Below are 18,473 nucleotides of genomic sequence, written 5' to 3'. Positions count from 1 at the left end.
TATCTCAAACTGCGTGAAGTTCAGATGACAGAAGAAATGATCCTTGCCAATGCCACGCTTGTGTTGCCCGAAGAGACCGTGACCGGCAGCGTTCGGATCGTCGGTGGCACCATTGCGGAGATGGACACAGGCACCTCGGTTCCGACGGGGGCGATCGATTGCGGCGGCGACTATGTCTGCCCCGGATTGGTGGAGTTGCACACGGACAATCTGGAACGCCATATCCAGCCGCGCCCCCGAGTGGACTGGCCGCATGCCGCCGCGATCCTTGCCCACGATGCCGAGTTGGCCAGCACCGGGATCACCACTGTCTTCGATGCCATGCGCGTGGGCTCGATCCCGTCTGGGGCCGCGCGATACGGGAAATACGCCCGTGGCCTGTCGCAGGAGCTTTGGGACCTGCGGGAACAGGATGCGCTGAAGATCAGCCATTTCCTGCATCTGCGGGCCGAGGTGTGCTCGGAAACGCTGGTCGAAGAACTGAATGAGTTCGGCCCCGAGGACCGGGTTGGGCTGGTGTCGATCATGGACCATACGCCGGGCCAGCGGCAGTTTCGCGATCTGTCAAAGTTCGAGGCCTATATGAAGGGCAAATACGCGATGGACGACGATACGTTTTTGCAGCACGTGGCGCAGTTGAAGGGCCTGCGCGACCAACACGGTGACACACACGAGGTCGAAACCGTGAAGGCCGCGCAACGGTTCGGGGCGGTGATCGCCAGCCATGATGACACGACCGAAGATCAGGTGAAGGTTTCTGCAGGCCACGGCATTTGTCTGGCCGAATTCCCGACAACGGTCGAGGCCGCGCGCGCCTGTCATGACCACAACATCAAGGTGATGATGGGGGCGCCGAACATCATACGTGGCGGCTCTCATTCCGGGAATGTGGCGGCCGAGGAACTGGCCCGGCTGGGTCATCTGGACATCATGTCGTCGGATTATGTGCCGTCGGCCCTGTTGCTGTCGGCAGTGCGTCTGGGTGAGATGTGGGGCGACATGGCACGCGGTCTCAGGACCGTCACTCTGGCCCCGGCGCAAGCCGCAGGGTTGCACGACCGGGGAGAGCTGCGCAGCGGCGCGCGTGCCGACCTGATCCGGTTTCAGATGCGGGGCGATGTTCCGGCCTTGAAGGCGGTCTGGTCGCGTGGGCAGCGCGTGGCCTGATCAGGCAAGGTAAAACAAGTACCGGTCCGGTGCGATGGTTTCGGGCCCTTTGATCTGATCGAAGCCCACCAATGGCTGGCCCGAGATCAGCAACCCTCCGGGCTGCATCACCTGCGCGATCAACGGGCTGAGGCGGGCAGCTTCGGCCACGTCCTCTTCCTTGATCCCACGTCCGAAATCATAATGCGCCATGGCCATCTTGTGGCCTTCACGGGCCAGCCTTTCCAGCATCGGCTCGGCCTCGCCTTGCAGGAAATCCTGTTCGGGCGGGGTGCTGTCGGGGTGGCATTGCAACACCCGGTCCATCACCCAGATGCGCCGGTTGGGCAGGATCTCTCGCAGGTGGTCATAGGTGCGCCCGTTGCCCAGTCCCATGTCCAGCACATCGCCGTCCTTATCCGCGATCCGGGATGCGGCCCAGTTCAGCCCGTCGCGCTGGGCAGTCAGGCGACGCAGCATGGAATCCAATCGGCTCATCAGGGGAACTCCGTTCTTCAGGTCTTGGGGGCGGTCCACGCCTGTGCGGGGCCGTCCAGTAGTTTCGTCAGCAGGGCCTCGGTGAAGGCCCAGATGTTCGGGTCGTGGACAAGGTGGTGGGTCAGCACTCCGAACGGTTCAGCATTCTCTGCCCGTCCATTGCGGCGATCCTTGAGAAAGTCCACGACCTGCAAGATCAAAACATCCGGAGCAACCAGCCCGCGTGTTCCACGCCAGTCAATGGGATCGAGATGGGTGTTGATCTGCTCCAGCCCCGGGGCGGCCATCGCGGCCTTGCGCGGCGTTGCCGTGGACAGGATGCGAAAGCCCAGCGCGGGCAGTTGCGCGACGGCTTCATCGCCGATCCTGTTCCAAGGTGGGACAAACATCGGTCGCAGCCGATCACCGAACATCTCTGTCATACGGGTAAGCCCCGCTTTTGCATCGGCGATAACCGCATCCAGTGGTCGATGCGCCCTAAACTCGGACTTCTTTTCACCTTCGGGTGCGTGATTCTGATGCGCCCATCCATGGACAACGGGGATCAAAACCGGATGCTGGTCGACATATCCCGCAAGTTTTGCATCCGCATCACGGGGGATCACAGCCAGATGGACAGGCAAGCCCAACCGCTCGGAGAGTTCGGTTAGCCTGTCCAATTGCGGTGTAAGCGTCGTCGCATCATCGTCCCGCCACCACAGGGGCAGGGACAGGTCGCCCATGCGCCACAGGGCCAGTTCGGCGTCCAATGGGCTCCAGTCGGGGTTCATGGCCGTTGCTCCCACAAGTGTTTGGCGATCTCAACGCTGTGCTGTGCGCCGTCAAACCCTGCGCGTTCGGGCTTTCGCCGCCCGTCGGAAATCACACGTTCAACCCGCTGGGCCAACGCAGACCCGGTCAGGTCCTGACTGTGCAGCAGCTCGATCGCGGGCAAACCCGACAGACTCTGACCGCGCAGCCCCTGTTCGACTTCCTTGCCATCGTCAAAGGGCACAAACACCGCAGGCGTTCCACATTGCAGGATATCCAAAGCGGTGTTGTAGCCGCACATGCTGACCGAGGCCGCGGCATGGGGCAGCATCTGCCTGAAATCCGGGCGCACGGGTTCCAGTGTCACCGGTGCCCCATCAACGTACCCGGACAACTCGGCAATGCGGCCCTTTGCGTCCCGCCCGCCCACCAACAGGCGCCAGCGCCTGTTGGACATCTTTCGGGCGGCCTCGATGGCCGCGCGAAAGATCGGCTGGCCGACAGATCCGCCGCCCGTGCTGACCAAAACTTCGTCCCGTCCCACGGCTTCTGGATGCGGGCGTGGAGCCTCTGGTGCGACAAACCCCGTATAATGCAGCCGTTTCGCAAGGTGTTCCGACACCGGCCAACTGATCGAAAGCGGGGTGATGTTTTCATCAGAATGCACAAGCACACCGTCATAATAACGCTGCACGATGTCATCGGCGCGTTCGGCCTTCGCGGGCTTCGAGGGCGGCGCCAGAATGTCGCGGATCGAACAAAGAATGATGGGGCGCGATTCCAGTGCGTGTGCGGCTTCCAGACCCGCTTCGAACTCGGCGGCCAGCACACGGCGGCCAAAGGGGAAAAGCTCGGTGATCAGAACCTGGGGCTGAAAGCTGTGTATCGCCTGAACCAAAGCGGTGCTCCGCGCAGTCAGATACCCTGCATCGGCGACCTCGCCGGTCTCTGTCAGAAGGCGTGTGAAATTCGTCCCGTCCGAGCGCAACGGCGGCAGGCCAAGCAGGGTCATGCCGTCCGTGTTCAATTGCGGCGCGGGCATGCCGCCCGACACAACCAACACCTGCTGCCCATCGTCCACAAAGGCGCGGCCCAATGTCAGCGCGCGGCTCAGATGGCCCGTGCCCAGCAGATGGGTGACGACGATCATCACTCTCATTGTGTGGCTCCGCGAGGGATCAGGCGCACAGGGTCAGGTTCGGCGGTCAGGTCAGGCATCTCAACGACATAAAGCCGATTGCGTTTGATCTTGAAAGGCGCGGGGCCTTCAAAATTCCAACCCCAGGCGCGGGCGAGGATCACCCGCATGATGCCGATATGGCAGATCGCGACCGTGTCCCGCTGCAACCCGGACAGCCATGGTTGCAAGCGACGCCAGACCTCGGCGGGGCTTTCGCCATTGGGCGGGCGGTAATCCCAGCCCCAGTCTTCGATATGGCGATAGCCGCTTTTAGGGTCTTCAATCAGATCGACGCCGCGCAGCCCCTCCCATTCGCCCCAGTTCATCTCGGTCAGGGCCGCAGATGTCTGCGGAGTGCGACCCGATACCAACTGCGCCGTTTCGTGCGCGCGGGCCAATGGGCTGGACCAGATGTCAGCCTGCTCCCATCCGGGTGGAAGATCGTAGCCCGCCAGTTCAGCCCGCGCGTCATCATCAAGGGGAATATCGCTGCGCCCTTGTATCTGACCGGCGCGGTTCCAGCTTGTGTGCCCGTGTCGCAAGAGGGCCAGTCTGGTCATGCCGATGCCTCCACCAACGGGCGCACCGCCGCCCAGAAGGTTTCGGTTGCGCGCGGCATCAGGTGATGCGCCGCCACATGCGCCCGCGCGTCGGCACCAAGGGTTCGGCGTCTGGCGGGGTCATCCAGCAGCGCCTGAAGATGCATGGCAAACCCCGGTACTCCGGCGTCCACGGATGGGTAATCCGACGGACAGAGAACATCCCGAACCCCCGGCCGATCCTGCGCCACAACGGGCAGGCCGGCTGCCTGCGCTTCGAGGTAGACCATCCCATAGGCCTCATTCACGCCGGGCCAGACGAACAGGCTGGCAGTTTGGTAGGCAGCTTGCAGAGCGTCCCGGTCCAGTTGACCCAAGAAGGTGACGCGTTCCGCAAAGGGTGCCATCAGGGCCTCGACCTCGGGGCGGGCGGGGCCGTCCCCTGCGATGTTGAGGCGCCAGTCACCAGTCAGATGCGCCAAGGCTTCGGCGAGAATGGTGTACGAGGCCAGCTTGTCCCCGTGGCGCATCATCCCGACGCTCAGCATCGGGCCGTCCGCGGTGCCGCTTGGTGGCAGGTCGGAGATCGGTAAGAAGGGTGGCAACTCGACCAAAGCCTGATTGTTGCAGCGGTCGCGCTGCAGGGTGATCAGGTCATTTGCCGTGTGATAGAAAATCACCTGCGCCGCATCGCAGGCCGCGTGCGCCGCCCGGGCGAAGCCCGACCAGGGGCCGGTCAGGCGGCTGGAGGCGCGGGTGCTTTCCAACTGAACATAAGGAATACCGCGCGCCTTTGATACCACAGGGCCCAACAGATCGGGGGCTTTGTAGTAGTTGTGATAGGTCACCCAAAGATCGACGTCCGCTGGCATCTGAGAGATCAACCGCTGCGCCTCGGCCTCAGCCGCCAAACGCAGCGATTGCTGATGTGCCGCGTCTCCGGTTTTGTCATAGATGCGCAGGTTCGAGATCAGATCGACCCGGTCCCCTTGCGCCGAAATGGCCTGCATCAGGTTGCGGGCCATTTCCCGGTCGCCCGAAGGTTTTGGGCTGTCGGGGGACTTCATCGGCGCATAGAACGCGACGCGCGCCATCAGGCGGCGTCCGTGCACAAAGCGCTCAGCCGGGCCGACAATTGAGCGATGCCCGGGTCCATCCGGAATTCGGCAAGCAAACGATCATAAGCGGCTTGGGCCATCTTGGCAGTTTTCGCTGGCTGCGCCGCCATCTGGGCCATCGCCTCGGCCAAAGCCGCCGGGTCGTCCTGGGACAGAACGCCATGCGTTCCGGTCTCGATGAATTCGGGAATGGCGGAAACGGGCGTCGAAAGGATCGGCAGTTTTTGCGACGCTGCCTCCATCAGCACATTCGGCAACCCGTCCCGGTCTCCGTCATCGGCAATTCGGCTGGGCAGCACGAACAGGTCCGCATCCCGCATCGCCGCAATCACCTCGGGCTGATCACATGCGCCTTTCCAGGTGATGCGGTGGGCAACACCCGCAGCCTTTGCCTGTTCCTGCAGCGCCTGCCCCATACCACCGCCGCCGATATGTGTCCAATGCCAGTCCAGTGTCTTGGGCAGCAGGGCGAAGGCCGCGATCAGACGGTCAAAGCCCTTTTTCTCGACCAGCCGCCCGACCGAGATCATGTGAAACGGCCCATTCGCATCGCGCAACGCGCGCTCGGGCGGGGATGGAAAGCGGCCAAGGTCCAGCCCGTGGTAAATCAGATCGACCCGATCCGGCGTATCCGCCAAACCGCGCAGGTGTTGCGCCCCGATGGCGGTGCAGGTGGCCCCGAAGGTTGCGCCATGTGTCGCCGCCTGCAACTTTTCGCGTTTCTCCCAGTCCGGCGAGGTCCAGATATCCTTGGCGTGGGCGGAAAAGCTCCATGGAACGCCGCGCATGATGGCCGCATAGCGCGCGACCGAGGATGGCGTGTGCATGAAATGCGCATAAAGCGCCCGTGTGTCGCCGGGCAGTTCCGCAGCCAGAACGCAGGCCTGCCCAAAGCGGCGGATGCGGTTGTGGGTGGGATCACGACGCAGGTCTTGCCGCCATACCCGGTATGCCTCGGCATAGCCCGGAAGGCTTTGTGCAATCGCGCGTGCGGACCAGACCCGCTGGGGTTCCTGATACAGATATTCGGGCAGGTAGTGCACGCGACCGGTAAAGCGGTCATGCAGCGGATGGCGTTTGGTGTCCGTCGGGTGGCGCAGTGACCAGATGTCAAACGTGTGGCCCGCGTCCTGAAGGGCGACCAGTTCCTGCGCGATGAACGTCTCGGACAGGCGCGGCCAGCCTTTGACCAGCACCGCCAGCTTCGGCGTATTTGCACTCATCCGGTGGCCCGTTCCTGTTCGCCGGTCAGCAGGGTTTCGATCCGGTCGGTCACGTAATCCAGACCGTCAAGCAGGCCAGCCTGGATCGTCTCAGACGGCAACGGCTGTTGCGGCAGTGCACGAATGGCCTGAATCATTGCATCAGGCGTCAGGCCATCGCGGGTTTCGTCCAGCATTCGGACAAGACCCAACCCCTCGGCCTGCGAGGCGCGGATCCACTGTTCCAGACGCGGTGTGGTACGCGGAACAATGACGGCGCGCTTGTCGAAGGACAGAACCTCGCAAAAGGTGTTGTAGCCCCCCATGCAGACCACACCGGCAGCACCGGCAAACAGGGTTTCGATCTGGGATTCGAAACCCACAGCCGTCACCCGACCATTCAGCGCCGCCACGCGGGCTTCAAAATCCTCGCGCAGTTCGCCGGACAGGAATGGCCCATAGACCAGAACGGCACGGGGCGACAGATTGGGGTCTTGTTCGTAGGCAGACAGAACCAGATTGACCATGGCCTTGCCATCGCCGCCCCCACCGGGGGTGATCAGGATATAGGGCTGTTCAGGCGGTTCACCGACAGGGCCAAGGTCACGCCGCAGATAGCCGGTCCAATGAATGCGGGACTGCGTTGCAGGGTTCAGAGGCAACCCAGCGGTCGGGTCGTAGATCGAGCGCAGGCCATAAACCCAGATCTCGTCATAAAACCGCTCGGTCGCGGTAACGGCGTCTTTCCGGTCCCATTCGGCGGCCAGCACCTCGGGCTCGTCCAGCACATCGCGCAGACCAAGGACCAGCTTGGTGCCGCAGTTGTTTTCCAGATATTCCAGCGTCGGCAACAATTCGCCGCGAAACCCGGTGGGTTCCTTATCGACGATCAGCATGTCCGGATCGAATTGCTGCACGGCTGTCTGGATCAGACCCGCGCGCAGCTCGGTCACTTCATCGATTCCCATGCCGATAGTGCGCGCGGCATAAGATCCGTCGGCGCGCTTGGTCACGCCGGGCAGGCGCACATGGTCGACGCGGCGGGGAAAAGTGAACCGCCCGGCCACGGGCGAGCCGGTCAGGATCAGCGCCGATGCGGTTGGGTCTGCCTGCGTTGCCGCCGCCGCCAATGCGCGCGAGCGTCGCAGATGACCCAAACCAAAGGTATCATGGCTGTAAAACAGGATGCGCGGCGCGCGACCGGATTTAAGAGTGTTTGTGCCGAGGCTCATATTGGTGCCTGTTTTTCTGGTCTTGGTGCAGGATCCGCGCGTTCGCACCAGTTATCTTATATTGTTAAGCCTTGCTTGCCAAAGGCGGAAAGGCCCAATCGCAAATGCGCGAGGCATTGCGAATTGGCAACAGAAGAATGTTGTATCGCGGGCATTTTTCTCCGGGGTTTGGCATTGTTAGCGGAATGGTCGAAAAAACGGCCAGTTGGGCAGCGCCTGAGCGCAATACAGGTCATATTCAATTTTTGCGAAGTTGAAAATACCCGCAGTGACCCATTGCGCCAGGACCACGCCCCGGCACGATATTGAGTTCGATGGCCGTGATGGTTTGAACAGAGCGTAAGGGTTCTGTATTCTGAGCGGCATCTTGAGTTTAGGATGCAAGACCCTATGAAACCTAACTTTCTGGCTGGATTGATCCTGGCGTTGCTGACTGTTCTTCTGGTCTTGCCCGCTGGAGTTTCTGCGCAAACCTCTCTGATCCCCGGTTATCCGACAGGATCAACCGAAGAGACCGAGACAGCCAGCGAAGGCGATCTGGCCGCCGCGATCCGCGCCGCCAGCGAGGCTGGTGCCAGCGTCATCGTGATCGACAGTGCGGGGCAGGTTGTGACCTCGACCTCCGGCGGAGGGGCTGCGTCCGAGGACTCGGCGGAAAACCCAATGGCCGACGGATCGCAACTGATGCGGGCGCAAGAGCGGTTTTCGAAGTTCCGCGAGTCGGTCGCCTCGCGCCTGGAAGCCTTGCCCTATTCGGTATTCGAGGTTCAGTACGTCCTGCGCCAAACCAGCCCCGATGGGCGCATTCAGACCTATGTCGAGGTTCTGGTTTGGAACGTCCTGTTCCTGTTGTTAGGCCGATGGCTGTCGACGGAAATATACGGCAAACGCTTTGCCAAACGCTGGGTCGTGGCCCGAAGCAAAGAAAACCCCCAAGGCTATCGCGAAAAAATGCCGTTCCTTGTGTTCCGCTTCCTGATGGGAATCGGCGGAACCATATTTGCGATGCTGATGGCCCTGATCGTCGGGTATCTGTTTTTTGGCGAGGCCGAGGATATCTCGATCCAATTCACGGTAACGGCCATCTTCACGGCCTTTTTCCTGTCACGCACGGTGTCCGACCTGTGGCGGATGGTGCTGTCGCCGTATCTGAGCCAATATCGCCTGCCGCCCTTTTCCGACCGCAACGCGAAGCGGCTGTATATCTGGGCGTCGGCACTGGCCACCTATGACATCTCGGTCGTTATGTTCTCGACCTGGGTGGCGGATTTCGGGCTGAACTACAATGTCTATGCCATGGTCTATGGTGGCCTGACCATGGTGGGGGCCTTGGGCAATATCCTGATGATCCTGTTCAATGCAGGTGCCATTTCCAATGCGATCCGGGGTGGGCGCGCGCCCGGTCAGGTGTCGTGGATCTTGCGGTTCATCTCATTCGCCTGGGCCCCGGTGCTGATCATTTACATGGTATTCAGCTGGTTCAAGCTGGCAGTGGATCTGGTGCTGGAGAATGAAAACTCGGTCCCGATTGTGGCCAGCAGCTACGCGATCTTCATGTCCGTCGTCGTGGCCTATGGTGCGATGAACTATCTGCTGGAACGCTATTTCAACCGTAACCGCCAGATCGAAGAAAAGAATGCCACGGCGGACGAACCTCTGGAGGGCGAACTCGTTTCGGACACGCCAGAGGCCACGCAACGAAAGCACACGATCCTGACCTACGAAGACCTTGCCCGCCGTGTCGCCGGTATTCTGGCCTTTGTGGTCGGTATGTACGCGCTGGTCGTGATCTGGAACCCCGAGGCCAGTTGGAGCGAGGACCTGCCCGTCGGGCGCGCGTTGGATGTCATGGTGATCCTGTTCATCGGCTACATCCTGTTCAACTTCTTCCGCATCTGGATCGACAGTAAAATCGCCGAAGAATCCGATGACGGAACCGAGGCCGAACTGGGTGATGAAGGTGGCGAAGGCGGTCAAAGTCGGTTGGCGACTCTGTTGCCGCTGTTCCGGGGGGCGATTCTGGCCGTTGTCGTGGTCACGATTGTGCTGATCGTGCTGATGGAACTGGGCATCAATGTCAGCCCGCTGTTCGCCGGTGCTGGTGTGGTTGGTCTGGCCGTTGGGTTCGGCTCGCAAACGCTGGTCCGCGACATATTCTCGGGCGCGTTCTTCCTGTTGGATGATGCGTTCCGCAAGGGGGAGTATATCGACATTGGGGATGTGAAAGGGACGGTCGAAAAGATCTCGGTCCGGTCGTTCCAGTTGCGCCACCATCTGGGCGCGCTGAACACCATTCCCTTTGGTGAGATCAAGGTTCTGACCAACTATTCCCGCGACTGGGTGATCATGAAGCTGCCCCTGCGTGTCACCTATGACACCGATGTGGAAAAGGTGCGCAAACTGATCAAGAAGCTGGGCCAGCAATTGCTGAGCGATCCGGTGATCGGCGAGAACTTTATCCAGCCGCTGAAATCGCAGGGCGTGATCGAGATGCAGGATTCCGCGATGATCATCCGGGTCAAGTTCATGACCAAACCGGGCGATCAGTGGCTGGTGCGCAAGAAGGTGTATCAGGAAATTCGCGAATTGTTTGCCCGCGAAGGTATCCGTTTTGCCCACCGCGAAGTCACTGTGCGGCTGGCAGATGACAAGAACGCCGAAGACCTGACGCCAAAACAGCGCGAGGCGGTAACCGGCGCTGTGCAGGCCGCGATTGACGAGGATTATCTGGACGATATCGGCCCCGGCGGCGACGACCGCTAGGGGTTCTCCCGCCCCTTTGGTCTGCGTCTCTGACGAGACGCCACCCAAAGCGTTGGGCCGGGCCGCGCGTGCCGCGCGGCGGGTGTGTCAGGGGGCCGGCGTCGGCCAGACAGGATCAGATGTGCCCAGTTTGTTGGCGGGACGGGGCCAGCGCAGTTCGGTCCCGCCCACGGTAAGGGGCGATTTCAGCCGGTATCCGGGGCCCCAGCCTGAATTTTCCATGGTTTTGGAATAGTCGCTTTTTGTGACTTCCCCGATTTCGTCCGCTGCGTCGGTCTTGCCCAAAACGGCAAGAAGCTCGGCCGTGCGGGCAAGGGACAGTTGCGCATGCATGACCGAGTTGCTTTGCGCCGCCTCGGCCAGTGCAGACAGGACGGCGGCTGCCATCAGGTATCCGGTTGCATGATCCAATGCCTGAACCGGCAACGGGGTTGGTCTGTCCGCCTGCGCCCAGCCCATGCCGGTATGTGCAATTCCGGCGCTCATCTGCACCAGACTGTCGAACCCGCGCCGCCCGGCCCAGGGGCCTTGCCAGCCATAGGCATCCAACGTGACCTCGACCCGGTTCGGGGCCAGTTCGTCCCGCTTGGAATTGGTCAGGCCCAAGGCGTCCAAAGCACCGGGACGGTAGCCATGGACAAAGACATCCGCCTCGGCCAGCAGAGCCTGCAGTCGCGCCAGCCCATCAGTTGATTTCAGGTCCAGATAAGCGCAGTGCTTGCCCAGAGAAATATCGGGGATCACGCCGGGTTCATCCCAATCCGGTGGATCAATGCGCAACACGTCGGCCCCAAGCCCGGCGAGCGTACGGGTCGAGACCGGACCCGCCAGAACCCGCGTCAGGTCCAGCACGCGCAACCCTGCCAGCGGGCGTTCAGCGGTGGCCTGGGGCCGATCACGCAGCGTGATATGTCTGGGGCTGTGCCATCCGATCAGCGGGTCTCGGGCGACTGCACGACCTTGGGGGTGGTCCTGCCACTCGACCCGGCTGCGCATTGCAGCGGCAACGCCGCCTTCCGCGACGATGGCGTTTTCCAGATCACCAATGGACCACGACCTGAGGGCCTGCGTGACCGCATCCCGGTCGGCCTCGGTGCCCAGGACCTTCAGCGCGGCGGCCCGGTGGTGCGGCAGGTTGGTGTGCAGCCGAATCCAGCCATCTGCGGCGCGGTAATCCCCTGCGATGGCGTCCCACAGGCTGGGCATCTGCCACCCATCGGGCTTGAAGGAATAGCGAAACCAGAGCGAGGCCAGACGTTGGTTGACCTCGATGTCGGGCGCTGTGGGCGTCAGGTTGAGCGCCACCATCAGGCGCGATACCTCCTGACCCACGGCAGCAAGGCTGGCAGTTGCAAGCTCAGAGACCGCGAAGGCGCTGGGCAATGCCCCGGATCCGGTGGTGCGATAGCCGTCAGATGCAGGCAGTGCGGCAAGCAGACTCATTGCTGATAGGGATCAAGGCTGTCGCGCAATCCGTCACCAAGGAAGTTGAAGGCCAGTACGACGACGATGATTGGCAGCATCGGGATGGCGGTCCACGGGTAGATCTCGATCGAGGCCAGGTTCTGCGCGTCATTCAGCATCACGCCCCAACTGACCGCCGGTGCGCGCAGGCCGAGGCCCAGGAAGGATAGTGCCGTTTCCCCAAGGATCATCGCAGGGATCGACAGCGTGGCCGAGGCGATCAGGTGGGACATGAAGTTGGGCAATAGGTGTTTGCGGATCACCCGGCCCGAGCTTGCGCCCATCATCTCGGCCGCGCGGACATATTCCTCTTCCCGCAGCGACAGGAATTTGGCCCGGACGGATCGGGCGAGGCCGGGCCAGTCGAGGATGCCAAGAATGATCGAGATGATGAAGAACACCGCAACCGGGCTCCAGTTCGATGGCACGGCGGCGGACAGGGCCAGCCACAAGGGAAGCTCGGGTAGAGAGCGCAGGACTTCGATGACCCGGTTGATCGTCCAGTCGATGCGCCCGCCGAAATACCCGGCCATGGATCCGAACAGGATGCCAAGGAAAAATGAGACCGAAATGCCGATCAGGCCCACCGTCAAGGACAGTTGCGCGCCGTAAAGGATGCGGCTGAACACATCACGGCCCAGCCGATCCGAACCCCACAGGAACAGGGTAGCGCCGTCCGGGGCGCAGAACAGGTGGGTGTCGGATTTGATCAGGCCGGCCAGCCGGTATTCCGACCCTTCGCAGAAGAAGCGGATCGGGCGCGGGTCTTCGGTATCGGGAACGAATTTCCACTGGAACGTCTCCAGATCCGCCTCGGCCACGATGGGATAGATGAACGGGCCTTTGAATTCCCCTTCGTGGAACCAGTTGATCGATTGAGGCGGAGCATAAAGGTGTTCGCCGTTCCGGTCATTTGGGCCATAGGGTGCGATGAACCCGGCGAAGGGCAACATCAGGTAACACAGCAACAGGAAGATGCCCGAAATCAGGCCCAGCTTGTGGGTTCTGAATTTCCGCCAGACCAGCACCCAGTTTGGCGCGTCCAGATCGGCACGTTCCAGCTGCTGGACCGAGGCTTGCGGGTCGAATGGGGCGTCATCGACAAAGCGATCATCGGGGCGGTCGGTCATGCTTCGCGCCCCTCATACCGAATGCGTGGATCGAGCATCACCAGCAGAATGTCCGAGATCATGGTGCCGATCAGCGTCAGCAGTGCCACGAACATCAGGATGAAGGCCGACAGGAACTGATCCTGCGTCTTGAGTGCCGTCAGCAGGGTCGGGCCGATGGTCTGCAGGCCCAGAACGACCGAGACCAGAACCGAGCCCGACACCATCGAGGGTAGCAGGTTGCCGATATCGGCCACGAACGGGTTAAAGGCCACGCGCAGGGGGTATTTGGTCAGCATTCGGGACGGGGCCATGCCCTTGGCGATGGCTGTTTCCACATAAGGTTTGCCCAACTCGTCCAGCATATTCGCCCGCAGGCGTTGCATCATGGCCGAGGCTCCGGATGTGCCGATGACGAAGGTTGGCACGATCAGGTGGATCAGGATGGATTTGAGTTTATCCCAACTCATCGGCTGGCCTTCGAATTTGGGGTCCATAAGCCCACCGATGGGCAAGTTGAAATACTGGTGGCCGTAATAAAACAGGATCAGCGCAAGCAGGAAGTTCGGCGTCGCCAGACCCAGATAGCCCACAAAGGCCGAGGTATAGTCGATCCATGTCCGCGACCGCGCGGCGGCAATCACGCCAAGGGGCAGGGCGACCGCATAGACAAACAGGATCGCGGCAAGGTTCACGACAACGGTCAGCCACAACGTATCGCCAACGATCTCGGACACCGGGCGGTCGAATTCAAAGGACCAGCCCCAGTTGCCCTGCAACATGCCCGAAAAGCCGTGCGGGCCGGGCCAGAACCCCATCCAGATCAGGTATTGCTCCCACATCGGGCGGTCCAGCGCGTATTCCGTGCGCAGGAACTCGGCCTTGGCCACGCCTGCCGATTGACCCGAAGCCTGAAGTTCGGCGATCTGATTGCTCAGATAGTCGCCGGGCGGCAGGTTGATGATCACGAAAATCAGGACCGAGACCACCAACAGGGTCAGCAGCATCGTGAAAAAGCGATACACCGCATAGCGCAGCATGACCATTTAGCTGCTCCTGTCAGTCGGCGAAGAAGAACTCATCCGGGCGGTGAACGCCGAAATGCGCGCCGGGCTCCCACGCCCACATGGCCTGTTCCGGGACATTGCGCAGACGGTTCGAGACGACGATGGGCTGCGGTGCGCCGTTCAGGATGCCAATGGCATACAGCTGATCGGCGTGGATATTCAGCATTTCGGTCCAGGCGGCCTCACGCTCTTCATCCGTGGTGGCGATCTCCCATTCATGGGCCAGTTCCATCAGGCGTTCGGCCTCGGGCATATCGGGGGCTTCGCCAACCTCGCCACCGGTCTGATAATACTGGCCCCATTTCGGCCAGGCCAAAAAGACCTGATCGGTCGGTGCCAGATAAGACGGCGACGTATGGGCCTGCGGCAACCCGTCATCCCACCCAAACCAGACCGAGGCCATGGTGTTCCCGGCAAAGACACGGTTGCGCAGGATGTCGCGGTCCAGCGGGCGCATCACCAGTTTGACGCCAATCTCGCGCCACGTGTCGGTGACGATTTGCAATGCGTTTTCAACCTCTTGTCGCTCACCGGCGGTTTCAATCACCAGTTCCATGGGGCGGCCATCGGGCAGCAGGCGGATGCCATTCTTGTCGCGCTGATCCAGCCCGGCCTCGTCCAGCAGGGCATTTGCCTGATCGACATCGAAGTCGGCCCAGGCCTTGGCGTTTTCCTCACTGTAGAAAGGCGAGGCGGGCAGAACCGACATCGCCATCGGCTTTGCCAGCTTAAAATAAAGCGCCTGATTGATCGTGTTGCGATCAATTGCCAGCGACAGTGCACGGCGTACACGCACGTCGCGCAGCACATTGCGCCAAGCTTCGTCCGAGTAGTTCAGGTTGGGATAGATCGCGATCTGCGAGGCCACGCCGGTTTTCCACAGCAATGTCTTGTAGTTGCCAACCTCTTCCCCCTTTTTCAGGATCGAGGCATCGCGGAATGCCAGACCACGGCCCTGCAAATCGCTTTCGCCTGCGTTGGTCTTGGCTGCAACCAAGCCGGGGGCAACAATCTCCATCTCGACCACGTCGATATAGGGCAGTTGCACACCGTTCGAGTCGACGCGGTGATAATATGGGTTGCGGATAAAGCTGTGCCGGATCTTCTTGCCCGAGCTGGCATTCAACCATGGCTGTAGGGTCGGCAAGTCACTATTGTCGAATTTATACAGGTTATCCAGCTTGTTATGCAGCGCCGCCCAGCTTTTGACGCGAGCATCTTCGACCTGAAACGCCAGCTCTTCCGGGTCCGCAAATTTCTCATGATATTGCTTCAGGAAAGCGGCTGGCCGGTAGATGAAGGGCGGACGGGCCTGCGCCAGCGATTGCAGGAAATCCGGGTTGGGGTCATCCCATTCGAAGATCACGGTTGTCTCATCCGGGAATGAAACAGTGGGTGTTTTGCCTTCGACGATCAGAAAGTCCGGCGGGCCCGAGGGGCTGAGTAATTCGTTATTGGCAACATCTTCCCACCAATAGCGGAAATCCTCGGACGTGAAGGGCGAGCCGTCGGACCACTTATGACCTTCGCGCAGTTTCAGGGTGAACTTGCGATTGTCTTCGTTTTCGAACGAGGCCAGCAGGTCGGGGACAATCTCGTAATTCTCGTCAAAGCCGACCAGGCGGGCATATCCGTAGACGACCATCTGACGGATATCCTTGGAGCGGGTCACCATGGTGCGCAGGGTCCCGCCCGGCGTTCCGAACTCGCGCCCCTTGGCGGCCAGATCGACGACCAAAGGCTCTTTCGGCAAGCGTTCGGTAACCGGTGGCAAGTCTCCGGCATCAACCTTTGCGGCCCAGTATTCGGCCTCTTGCGGGGTTGGTGTTTCGGCTGCGGCGGCCAAGGTCGAAGAAAAGGCCAGCGATGCGGCAAAAAACAAATGGCGAGTGGTCTTAAACATGACAACGTACCTTATGGCCCGGCTCCAATTCCACAAGTGAAGGTATCACGGTGTCAGAGAAACGAAAGGCTTCATCCCAACTGTCCGGCGCGCCGGCACCCAACGAAACCATTTTCAGGTCGATCGGGCGGTTGATGTCGGGTTCTGGTTGAGCGGCAATCAACGCCTTGGTGTAGGGGTGGCGCGGATTGTAGAAAAGGGTTTCGGGTGGGGCTTGTTCAACGATCAGCCCTCGGCGCATCACGGCGACCTCATCAGCAATGCGCGCCACGACCGCAAGATCGTGAGAGATGAAGAAGTAGGACAGGTTCAGACTGTCCTGCAGGTTCTCCAGCAGTGTCAGGATTTGTTCCTGTACCGACACGTCCAGCGCCGAGGTCGGCTCGTCACACACGATCAACTGCGGGTCCAGCATCATGGCGCGGGCGATGGACAGGCGCTGGCGTTGACCGCCGGAAAAGGCGTGCGGGTAGCGTTTCAGCATGTCGGCGTTCAGACCAACACGCTGCAACATCTCGGCGGCCTTGTCCCGCTGTTCCGAAGTCGAGCCGATCCGGTGAATCTCCAACGGCTCAGTCATCGCATCCTGAATCCGCATGCGGGGGCTGAGCGAGCTATAGGGGTCCTGAAACACCATCTGCGCCTTGCGCTGAAAGGCGGTGCGCTGGGCGCGGCTCATTTTGTGAACAGGGATCGGGTCTTCGGTTGCGGAGGTGCGGAACAGCACCTCTCCGCCCGGATCGGGCAGTTCCGCACCAAGGGCGATCCGGGCCGCGGTGGTCTTGCCCGAGCCGCTTTCACCTACGATGGCCAGCGTCTTGCCGCGCGCAAGTTTCAGATCGACGCCGCGACAGGCATGAATTTCCTTATCTGCCTGCCAGCCCTTGCTGGCCCGCATCGTGTAGGTCTTGGAAACCCCTTTCATCTGCAGGATCAGGTCTTCGTCGGGCATGGGGATGCCCACAGCATCCTGATCTGGGATTTCGGGGGCCGCATCGAACAACTGCTTGGTATAGGGATGTGCAGGCGCAGTTAGGATGGGCGCGGCGGGACCCGCCTCCATCACGCGTCCCTTGTGCATGACCACGACCTGCTCGGCCATGTTGGCAACCACGCCAAGGTCATGAGTCACAAGGATCAGGGCCATCCCGGTTTCGCGTTGCAATTCCTTGATCAGCCCAAGCACCTGCGCCTGCGTCGTCACGTCCAGCGCCGTTGTCGGCTCATCCGCGATCATCAGTTCGGGCTTGGCCACCATCGCCATCGCGATCATCGCGCGTTGACGCATACCGCCGGACAGTTCGAACGGGTACGAGTCATAGGCGCGCTGAGGATCGGGGAAACCGACACGTTCGAACTGCGTCAGCACCTCTTTGCGGGCCTGCGCCTCGGACGCGCCGCGATGCAGCCAGAGAACCTCGCTCACCTGATTGCCGATCTTGTGCAGCGGCGACAGCGAGCGCATGGGCTCCTGAAAAATCATCGAAATCCGATTGCCGCGAATGCCGCGCATCTCACGCTCGCCGATCTTCACAAGATCAGCGGTGCCCTTGGAATCGTTCAGAATGATCGAGCCGCTGCGAATCTGTGCGGTTCGGGGAAGGATGCGCAGCGCTGCCCGGCAGGAAATAGTCTTGCCCGACCCGGACTCGCCCACAAGGGCAAGCGTCTGACCGGCCTCAACGTCGAAATTCACGTCTGTGACCACAGGATCACCCACGCCAAAACCAATGCTGAGGTCTCTGACGGACAACAACGCGCTCATTCGGGTTTTCCACCCCGTTGGCCGTACGGTAGCATCGGCTGTATCAACTCCCCGTGATTTTTTAGTCAGTGTCGCGCGGTTCCGCCCGTCTAGTCAAACCCGTTCTTAGACTGAAATGTCTCGGGAATATGAAAGTTATGTCTTCGCTGCTACACAAACTCTTGAGTTTTTGTCATCTAGTGCACAGCCGCCTGCGTCTATGCTGGTGAGCGGTATCAAGGAGAGATTTCCCCGTGTCCGAGAATCAAAGCCGTCTGGATCTGTTCATCGACCGCATGGTGTCGCAGCGCGCCTGTCTGGATTTTGCGATAGCGCAGACCGCAGGGATGGAGGGGCCGGTATTCGAACTGGGTCTGGGCAATGGCCGGACTTATCATCACATGATCCGGCACATTCAGGACCGCCCGGTTTACGTGTTCGAACGCGCGGTGGCCTCGCACCCGGACAGCACCCCGCCCGAGGATCGGGTCATTCTGGGCGATGTGCGCGAGACGCTGCCCGCCTCGGTCGCGCGTTTCGGCGCGTCTGCCAGCCTGATCCACGCGGATCTTGGCGGGCATAATCGCGAGAAGAACGATGCCTTCGCGCGCCTTGTTTCCCCGCTGATCGAGCCGCTGCTGGCCGAGGGCGGGCTGATGGTGTCGAGTGACCGAATGTATTTCGAAACGCTGACTGAACTGCCTTTGCCCGGCGAGGCCGTCGTAGGGCGCTGTTTCGTCTATCGCCGATGATCCAAG

General features: G+C 61.1%; 15 protein-coding genes. 3 read left to right on the top strand and 12 right to left on the bottom strand.

Features of this window, described 5'->3' with window-relative positions; translation table 11 throughout:
* The first annotated feature begins 24 nt into the window (after positions 1-24).
* Complete coding sequence (locus tag ACR0KJ_RS12995) at positions 25-1,167, top strand: alpha-D-ribose 1-methylphosphonate 5-triphosphate diphosphatase (RefSeq protein WP_170454523.1); 1,143 nt, start codon at positions 25-27, stop codon at positions 1,165-1,167.
* Here the strand turns inward: ACR0KJ_RS12995 and ACR0KJ_RS12990 are convergent, their stop codons facing one another.
* Genes ACR0KJ_RS12990 through ACR0KJ_RS12960 form a run of 7 tightly spaced genes read right to left on the bottom strand, consistent with a single transcriptional unit; the run spans position 1,168 to position 7,665 of the window.
* Positions 1,168-1,644, bottom strand: coding sequence for a class I SAM-dependent methyltransferase (locus tag ACR0KJ_RS12990; protein ID WP_170623880.1), 477 nt, complete (start codon positions 1,642-1,644; stop codon positions 1,168-1,170).
* Positions 1,645-1,661: 17 nt separating this feature from the next.
* Complete coding sequence (locus tag ACR0KJ_RS12985) at positions 1,662-2,414, bottom strand: polysaccharide deacetylase family protein (RefSeq protein ID WP_480626862.1); 753 nt, start codon at positions 2,412-2,414, stop codon at positions 1,662-1,664.
* The gene (locus tag ACR0KJ_RS12980) at positions 2,411-3,553 is read right to left on the bottom strand and encodes a glycosyltransferase family protein (protein WP_480626861.1); all 1,143 of its coding nucleotides are present in this window, start codon (positions 3,551-3,553) and stop codon (positions 2,411-2,413) included. The genes ACR0KJ_RS12985 and ACR0KJ_RS12980 overlap by 4 nt, the downstream gene beginning before the upstream one ends.
* Positions 3,550-4,134 (bottom strand): histidine phosphatase family protein, encoded by a 585-nt coding sequence (locus ACR0KJ_RS12975; RefSeq protein WP_170454515.1) that lies wholly within the window; start codon positions 4,132-4,134, stop codon positions 3,550-3,552. The genes ACR0KJ_RS12980 and ACR0KJ_RS12975 overlap by 4 nt, the downstream gene beginning before the upstream one ends.
* Complete coding sequence (locus ACR0KJ_RS12970; RefSeq protein WP_480626860.1) at positions 4,131-5,207, bottom strand: glycosyltransferase family 4 protein; 1,077 nt, start codon at positions 5,205-5,207, stop codon at positions 4,131-4,133. Before ACR0KJ_RS12970 ends, ACR0KJ_RS12975 begins: the two co-directional genes overlap by 4 nt.
* Entirely contained in the window at positions 5,207-6,454 is a 1,248-nt protein-coding gene (locus tag ACR0KJ_RS12965; protein WP_480626859.1) for a glycosyltransferase family 4 protein, read from the bottom strand. Before ACR0KJ_RS12965 ends, ACR0KJ_RS12970 begins: the two co-directional genes overlap by 1 nt.
* Positions 6,451-7,665 carry a glycosyltransferase gene (locus ACR0KJ_RS12960; RefSeq protein WP_170520394.1) on the bottom strand — a complete coding sequence of 405 codons (1,215 nt, stop codon included), beginning with the start codon at positions 7,663-7,665 and terminating at the stop codon, positions 6,451-6,453. The genes ACR0KJ_RS12965 and ACR0KJ_RS12960 overlap by 4 nt, the downstream gene beginning before the upstream one ends.
* 390 nt (positions 7,666-8,055) lie before the next feature.
* Here ACR0KJ_RS12960 and ACR0KJ_RS12955 point away from each other — a divergent pair, with 390 nt between their 5' ends.
* Entirely contained in the window at positions 8,056-10,428 is a 2,373-nt protein-coding gene (locus ACR0KJ_RS12955) for a mechanosensitive ion channel domain-containing protein (protein WP_170454505.1), read from the top strand.
* Between the two features lie 87 nt (positions 10,429-10,515).
* On the opposite strand, the gene ACR0KJ_RS12950 is transcribed toward ACR0KJ_RS12955, so the two are convergent.
* The 5 genes from ACR0KJ_RS12950 to ACR0KJ_RS12930 are packed head-to-tail and all read right to left on the bottom strand — an operon-like array spanning position 10,516 to position 17,736.
* Positions 10,516-11,871: a CoA transferase gene (locus ACR0KJ_RS12950; RefSeq protein ID WP_480626858.1), complete on the bottom strand. Its 1,356-nt coding sequence runs from the start codon at positions 11,869-11,871 to the stop codon at positions 10,516-10,518.
* The gene (locus tag ACR0KJ_RS12945; RefSeq protein WP_170454501.1) at positions 11,868-13,022 is read right to left on the bottom strand and encodes an ABC transporter permease; all 1,155 of its coding nucleotides are present in this window, start codon (positions 13,020-13,022) and stop codon (positions 11,868-11,870) included. The genes ACR0KJ_RS12950 and ACR0KJ_RS12945 overlap by 4 nt, the downstream gene beginning before the upstream one ends.
* Complete coding sequence (locus tag ACR0KJ_RS12940) at positions 13,019-14,047, bottom strand: ABC transporter permease (protein WP_170454498.1); 1,029 nt, start codon at positions 14,045-14,047, stop codon at positions 13,019-13,021. The genes ACR0KJ_RS12945 and ACR0KJ_RS12940 overlap by 4 nt, the downstream gene beginning before the upstream one ends.
* A gap of 13 nt (positions 14,048-14,060) precedes the next feature.
* Positions 14,061-15,971, bottom strand: a complete 1,911-nt coding sequence (locus tag ACR0KJ_RS12935) for an ABC transporter substrate-binding protein (RefSeq protein ID WP_480626857.1) — start codon at positions 15,969-15,971, stop codon at positions 14,061-14,063.
* Positions 15,964-17,736 carry an ABC transporter ATP-binding protein gene (locus ACR0KJ_RS12930; protein ID WP_480626856.1) on the bottom strand — a complete coding sequence of 591 codons (1,773 nt, stop codon included), beginning with the start codon at positions 17,734-17,736 and terminating at the stop codon, positions 15,964-15,966. The genes ACR0KJ_RS12935 and ACR0KJ_RS12930 overlap by 8 nt, the downstream gene beginning before the upstream one ends.
* A 233-nt stretch (positions 17,737-17,969) precedes the next feature.
* Here ACR0KJ_RS12930 and ACR0KJ_RS12925 point away from each other — a divergent pair, with 233 nt between their 5' ends.
* A complete protein-coding gene (locus ACR0KJ_RS12925) occupies positions 17,970-18,467 on the top strand; it encodes a class I SAM-dependent methyltransferase (RefSeq protein WP_170623863.1) in 498 nt (165 codons plus the stop codon).
* Positions 18,468-18,473 lie beyond the last annotated feature (6 nt).

It is taken from the genome of Ruegeria sp. AD6, assembly GCF_056542325.1.
Note: the sequence above shows the minus strand (reverse complement) of the source record. Positions and strands in the feature narration are given on the sequence as shown.

Coding starts and splice junctions, on each gene's coding strand:
- ACR0KJ_RS12995 (WP_170454523.1), top strand. CDS start 25: ATGACAGAAGAAATGATCCTTGCCAATGCCACGCTTGTGTTGCCCGAA.
- ACR0KJ_RS12960 (WP_170520394.1), bottom strand. CDS start 7,665: ATGAGCCTCGGCACAAACACTCTTAAATCCGGTCGCGCGCCGCGCATC.
- ACR0KJ_RS12990 (WP_170623880.1), bottom strand. CDS start 1,644: ATGAGCCGATTGGATTCCATGCTGCGTCGCCTGACTGCCCAGCGCGAC.
- ACR0KJ_RS12955 (WP_170454505.1), top strand. CDS start 8,056: ATGAAACCTAACTTTCTGGCTGGATTGATCCTGGCGTTGCTGACTGTT.
- ACR0KJ_RS12975 (WP_170454515.1), bottom strand. CDS start 4,134: ATGACCAGACTGGCCCTCTTGCGACACGGGCACACAAGCTGGAACCGC.
- ACR0KJ_RS12945 (WP_170454501.1), bottom strand. CDS start 13,022: ATGACCGACCGCCCCGATGATCGCTTTGTCGATGACGCCCCATTCGAC.
- ACR0KJ_RS12935 (WP_480626857.1), bottom strand. CDS start 15,971: ATGTTTAAGACCACTCGCCATTTGTTTTTTGCCGCATCGCTGGCCTTT.
- ACR0KJ_RS12930 (WP_480626856.1), bottom strand. CDS start 17,736: ATGAGCGCGTTGTTGTCCGTCAGAGACCTCAGCATTGGTTTTGGCGTG.
- ACR0KJ_RS12985 (WP_480626862.1), bottom strand. CDS start 2,414: ATGAACCCCGACTGGAGCCCATTGGACGCCGAACTGGCCCTGTGGCGC.
- ACR0KJ_RS12950 (WP_480626858.1), bottom strand. CDS start 11,871: ATGAGTCTGCTTGCCGCACTGCCTGCATCTGACGGCTATCGCACCACC.
- ACR0KJ_RS12940 (WP_170454498.1), bottom strand. CDS start 14,047: ATGGTCATGCTGCGCTATGCGGTGTATCGCTTTTTCACGATGCTGCTG.
- ACR0KJ_RS12965 (WP_480626859.1), bottom strand. CDS start 6,454: ATGAGTGCAAATACGCCGAAGCTGGCGGTGCTGGTCAAAGGCTGGCCG.
- ACR0KJ_RS12980 (WP_480626861.1), bottom strand. CDS start 3,553: ATGAGAGTGATGATCGTCGTCACCCATCTGCTGGGCACGGGCCATCTG.
- ACR0KJ_RS12970 (WP_480626860.1), bottom strand. CDS start 5,207: ATGGCGCGCGTCGCGTTCTATGCGCCGATGAAGTCCCCCGACAGCCCA.